Here is a 4,389-nt window from a genome sequence, read left to right as displayed (position 1 = left end):
GGGCTTCCCCATGTGAGAGTAGGTCATCGTCAAGCACCTATACGAAACCCCAGCTTCGAAAGAGGCTGGGGTTTCTTCTTTGTGCGCGGGAAAAAGCTGCCAGGCTGACTTTCGGAAATATCCGGCCTACTAAAAAGCCACCCGTAGGTGGCTTTTTAGTTTGTTCAGCGTTTCAGCTGGGGCTGGGTAAGTTCTCGCGACGCTTGATGTACTTCCAGTCGGCGTCCCCTCCTGGTGCGATGAGTAGCCCATGCACATATAGTGGATCCATGAAGTGTAGGTTGTACGAGGCTTCTGGAAATTGATTACACGGCCTGTGCTCGCCGCTATGATGCCCTGCTGAAAAGGGAGGCATAGTCGATGCAAGCGTTGCTGGCGATTCTGGCCGATGGCCGATTTCATTCGGGTGAGCTCCTCGGTAGTGCGCTGGGTTTGAGTCGCTCTGCTGTTTGGAAGCGCTTGCAAGCTTTGCAGGCTGAAACCGGATTGGTAGTCGACAAGGTACGTGGTAAGGGATACCGCTTACAAAGACCGTTGAGCTTGCTCGATGAGGAGCTTATTACTGCAGCTTTGCCAGAGCTGGATGTTTGCGTTCATCAGACAGTGACTTCGACAAATTCCTTGGCGCAGGAGTATGCGGCTGCAAACACTGCCCGGAAGCCTGTGCTAGTGCTTGCGGAAAAACAAACACAGGGGCGAGGGAGAAGGGGGCGCTCTTGGGTCAGTCCTTATGCCGGTAATATCTATGCAAGTCTCGTTTACCCACTGGCGTCTGGGCTTCAGCAGGCCAAAGGAGTAAGCCTGGTGATGGCGCTGGCTGTGCTGCGAACATTACAGAGTCGTGGTCTTGCGGCGCTTTCGTTGAAGTGGCCTAACGATGTTTTGTGCGGTAACAAGAAGATATCTGGAATTCTTCTGGAGTTGCTTGGTGATCCGTCAGATGCCTGCCAGCTCATTATCGGGCTGGGTATCAATGTCAATATGCGTGAAGAGCAACAGGCCATTGAACAGCCGTGGACTTCGCTGGCTGCTGAACTGGGCGTGATGCTTGATCGCTCGGCGCTCGTCGTGGATTTGGCAAAGCATTTGATTGCGCACTTAAAACGCCTGGAAGGCGAGGGATTTTCGCAATTGCGTGATGAGTGGATGGGCTTTAGTGCCTGGCAGGGGCAGGATGTGCAGTTATCTTCTGGGGATACAGTGATCGCTGGCCGTCTGAGCGGGGTCGATGAAGATGGCTCCTTACTGTTGGAAATTGATGGCCATCAACAGCGCTTCAGTGGCGGTGAGTTGAGCCTGAGGTTGGCGCATGATTCTTGAGCTTGATTGTGGGAATAGCTTCATCAAATGGCGCATTGTCGATGCGCAGGGTGCTGTTTTGGCAGGGGGCTGGACAGGCTCTGAAGTTGAGTTGCTCGGAGCGATTTCCGATGCTTCGCTGCTTATCAATGCCTGCCGTCTGGTAAGTGTGCGTAGTGATGCGGAAACTGCCCACTTAGTTATGGCGATAAATAGGGCCTTTGGTGTCAATGTCTGCTGTGCTCGGTCGGAGAGCTGGTGTGCGGGCGTTCAAAATGGCTATGCGGACCCCGGCAAGCTGGGCGTTGATCGTTGGCTGGCGGTTTTGGGCGCTTGGAGTCTCGCTAAGGGGCCCTGCTTGGTGTTAGACCTTGGTACTGCGATAACTTCCGATTGGGTTGCGTCGGATGGGCGGCATCTGGGGGGCTACATCTGTCCGGGGATGCCTTTGCTGCGCAGTCAGTTGCAGACGCATACGCGAAGAATCCGTTACGGTGAAGCATTTGTAGCTTCTGCTTTGGCAGACTCGTCCCCTGGGGTGAGCACTATGGAGGCGGTTGAGCGCGGTTGCTTGCTAATGCTGAGAGCGTTCGTTCGCGAGCAGGTGTCCTTGGCGCGGGAGCAGTTCGCGGGGAATGTGAGTCTTTTTCTGACGGGGGGGGATGCCTTGTTGGTCAGGGATATCGATAAGGATTTCAGGTTTGTCCCAGATCTGGTGTTGCATGGGCTGGCGCTGGCATGTCCGCTGGGGGATAAATGATGCGTTGGTTCTTTCTGTTACTGGTGATGCTCAATCTTTTCTATTTCGTCTGGAACCAGCAGCAGGCGCCAGTAGTGCCCAGAGAGGTAGAAGCAATGACTTTGCCGAGAAGCGCCGGGCAGGGTATTCGTCTTTTGGCAGAGGATAGTCATAAGCGTGACATGGTTCAGTCTGGTGGTGTAGCCGCATCGACAGAGCAGGCTTGTCTGTACTTGGGAGGGTTCGCTTTGCGCGATCAAGCCTTGGCTCTTGAGCAGCGTTTACTGAGTGTGGGGGTGCAGGTAGAGGTGCTCGCATTGGAGGCTTCGGGGGCGACAGACTATTGGGTTTACCTGGCGCCATTGGGCTCTGCGCAGGCTTCCTTGCGGCAATTGCGTGAGCTGCAGGCAAGAAAGATTGATAGTTATGTGATTAGTCAGGGGGATCTGGCCAATGGCATTTCCTTGGGAATTTTTCCGCGCAAAGACTCCGCTGAGAGTGTGATGGCGCGTTTGCGGTCGGCGGGCTATGAGCCGTTGATGAGAGAGCTTGTGCGTGGTGAGCGTAGCTTTTGGCTAAGGGTAGCGCCCCAATCCAAGCGTTTGCTTAGCGAGCAACTACTCAATCAATTGTCTAATGATTTCAATGGCTTGGAAAATCAGTTAATGCCTTGTGAGGGGATTGCTTCGGTACGATAGTTGCCATAGAATGGCGCCGCTTTCGGTGGCTCACTGGAAGTGGGTGTGATGTGTAACTTCAAGATTTTCTTGAAAAAAAGCTTGACACCGGGGAGGCTTGAGATAGAATGCCGCCCACTTTGGAGGGGTTCCCGAGCGGCCAAAGGGATCAGACTGTAAATCTGACGTCTACGACTTCGAAGGTTCGAATCCTTCCCCCTCCACCAGATTCAGCATGAGCAATAAGCTCTTGCGGGCATAGTTCAGTGGTAGAACCTCAGCCTTCCAAGCTGATGATGCGGGTTCGATTCCCGCTGCCCGCTCCAGTTTGTTGTTGTGCAGGTAATTCGCTCATGTAGCTCAGTTGGTAGAGCACACCCTTGGTAAGGGTGAGGTCAGCGGTTCAAATCCGCTCATGAGCTCCAAACGACAAAGGCAGATATGCAAATATCTGCCTTTGTTTTAATGGTGGTGTGTATCGCTCAGCTCTTCGATAGGAGATGGTCTCGTGGCTAAAGAGAAGTTTGAACGTAATAAACCGCACGTCAACGTTGGCACCATTGGTCACGTTGACCATGGCAAGACCACTCTGACTGCTGCTCTGACCCGCGTGTGCTCCGAAGTATTCGGTTCCGCCAAGGTTGACTTCGACAAGATCGACAGCGCCCCGGAAGAGAAGGCTCGCGGTATCACCATCAACACTGCTCACGTAGAGTATGACTCCGAGACTCGTCACTACGCGCACGTTGACTGCCCGGGTCACGCTGACTATGTGAAGAACATGATCACCGGTGCTGCCCAGATGGACGGTGCGATCCTGGTTTGCTCGGCTGCCGACGGCCCCATGCCGCAGACTCGTGAGCACATCCTGCTGTCCCGTCAGGTAGGCGTTCCGTACATTGTCGTGTTCCTGAACAAGGCCGACATGGTGGATGACGCTGAGTTGTTGGAGCTGGTCGAGATGGAAGTTCGCGACCTGCTGTCCACCTATGATTTCCCGGGTGATGACACTCCGATCGTGATCGGTTCCGCGCTGATGGCTCTGAACGGTCAGGACGACAACGAAATGGGTACCACTGCCGTGAAGAAGCTGGTCGAGACTCTCGACAGCTACATTCCGGAGCCGGTGCGTGCCATTGATAAGCCGTTCCTGATGCCGATCGAAGACGTGTTCTCGATCTCCGGTCGTGGCACCGTGGTAACCGGTCGTGTTGAGCGTGGCATTGTCAAAATCCAGGAAGAGATCGAAGTGGTTGGCCTGCGTCCGACCCTGAAGACCACCTGTACTGGTGTTGAAATGTTCCGCAAGCTGCTCGACGAAGGTCGTGCGGGTGAGAACTGTGGCGTACTGCTGCGCGGTACCAAGCGTGATGAAGTTGAGCGTGGTCAGGTTCTGGCCAAGCCGGGCACCATCAAGCCGCACACCAAGTTCGAAGCAGAAGTGTACGTGCTGTCCAAGGAAGAAGGTGGTCGTCACACCCCGTTCTTCAAGGGCTACCGTCCGCAGTTCTACTTCCGTACCACTGACGTAACCGGTTCGTGCGAACTGCCGGAAGGTGTTGAGATGGTAATGCCGGGCGACAATATCAAAATGGTTGTCACCCTGATCAAGCCGATCGCCATGGAAGACGGCCTGCGCTTCGCTATTCGCGAAGGTGGTCGTACCGTTGGTGC

At 54.5% G+C, this 4,389-nt stretch carries 4 protein-coding genes and 3 tRNA genes; all 7 read left to right on the top strand.

The features are described from left to right. Positions 1-360 precede the first annotated feature (360 nt). Complete coding sequence (gene birA, locus CW360_RS12880; RefSeq protein WP_093987280.1) at positions 361-1,320, top strand: bifunctional biotin--[acetyl-CoA-carboxylase] ligase/biotin operon repressor BirA; 960 nt, start codon at positions 361-363, stop codon at positions 1,318-1,320. Next, positions 1,310-2,059 (top strand): type III pantothenate kinase, encoded by a 750-nt coding sequence (locus CW360_RS12875; RefSeq protein WP_101193972.1) that lies wholly within the window; start codon positions 1,310-1,312, stop codon positions 2,057-2,059. Before birA ends, CW360_RS12875 begins: the two co-directional genes overlap by 11 nt. Beyond that, entirely contained in the window at positions 2,059-2,736 is a 678-nt protein-coding gene (locus CW360_RS12870) for an SPOR domain-containing protein (RefSeq protein ID WP_093987282.1), read from the top strand. Before CW360_RS12875 ends, CW360_RS12870 begins: the two co-directional genes overlap by 1 nt. A 121-nt stretch (positions 2,737-2,857) precedes the next feature. Next, positions 2,858-2,942, top strand: a tRNA-Tyr gene (locus CW360_RS12865). Positions 2,943-2,967: 25 nt separating this feature from the next. Continuing rightward, positions 2,968-3,041 (top strand) — tRNA-Gly (locus tag CW360_RS12860). 23 nt (positions 3,042-3,064) lie between these two features. After that, positions 3,065-3,140, top strand: a tRNA-Thr gene (locus CW360_RS12855). Positions 3,141-3,223: 83 nt separating this feature from the next. Continuing rightward, positions 3,224-4,389: elongation factor Tu (gene tuf / locus CW360_RS12850; protein ID WP_101193084.1), on the top strand; the 1,166-nt coding region annotated here is incomplete at its 3' end.

It is taken from the genome of Pseudomonas fluvialis (assembly GCF_002835605.1).
GTDB lineage: Bacteria > Pseudomonadota > Gammaproteobacteria > Pseudomonadales > Pseudomonadaceae > Aquipseudomonas > Aquipseudomonas fluvialis.
This window is presented reverse-complemented; position numbering and strand designations above follow the sequence as displayed.